General features: G+C 68.4%; 2 protein-coding genes. Both read right to left on the bottom strand.

From position 1 onward, the window contains the following. Window positions 1-496 (bottom strand): uracil-DNA glycosylase family protein (locus AACY45_RS27135; RefSeq protein ID WP_339548507.1); only part of this gene is annotated, 496 nt, incomplete at its 3' end. Further along, window positions 471-825: lysoplasmalogenase family protein (locus AACY45_RS27130; RefSeq protein ID WP_339548505.1), on the bottom strand; the 355-nt coding region annotated here is incomplete at its 5' end. The genes AACY45_RS27135 and AACY45_RS27130, both read right to left, overlap by 26 nt.

Below are 825 nucleotides of genomic sequence, written 5' to 3'. Positions count from 1 at the left end.
GCGCATATTCCAGTGCGGCCGCGTCGCGGTCGGGCAAGCGCAGCAAATAGCTAGGATGCACCGTAATCCACGCCTCGCCGCCATCGGGCAGCGCCAGCGCCCGCCCGCGCTCCTTGCGGATCGTCACCACCCGCCCGAGCAAGCTGCGCGCCGCGGTCGCCCCCAAGGCCACCGTCACCTTGGGCCGCACCAGCAAGCGCTCCTGCTCGATCCACCAACGGCACGCGCTGATCTCCCCCGCATCGGGCTTCATATGGATGCGCCGCTTGCCGCGCTGCTCGAACTTGAAATGCTTGACCGCGTTGGTGACGTACACCCCCGCCCGATCGATCCCCGCCTCGGCCAGCGACGCCGCCAGCGAGGTCTTCGAAAATCCCGGCCGCCGCGACAAGGGCAGCGCACGCACATCGATCACACGCTCCACCCCCGCGCCCGTCAGCGCCGCCAGAAAATCGGCCATCGTCGTGGCTTCATAGCCGATCGTGCACACCTTCATTTCCCGCGCGCTCCGTTCTCACCACGCCATAAGCGATCATCGCCTGTCCCGCGACGTAGAGCGGCCAGACCAGCAACGTCGGAACGATCGAGACGGCCAGCGGACCCAGTCGCGCGAAAATCAGCAGGTCCGACACCGCGAACAGCAGCGCTCCTGCCCCCACCCAGTCACGCGGAAAGCGGCTGATCCACGCCGTCGCCGCCATGCCGCCAAGCGCGAGCCCATAGACCAGCACACCCGGTTGCCCCGACAGCGCGTAGCCCGCGCACGGAATCCCCAGCAGCAGTGCGATCGCCACGCCCGTTCCCGACCGGTCGGCACGCAGGTTG

This window comes from Pseudomonas sp. RA_35y_Pfl2_P32, from assembly GCF_963970735.1.
Taxonomy (GTDB): Bacteria; Pseudomonadota; Gammaproteobacteria; order Pseudomonadales; family Pseudomonadaceae; genus Aquipseudomonas.
The sequence above is the reverse complement of the archived record's forward strand: the minus strand, read 5'-3'. Positions and strand labels throughout refer to the sequence as shown.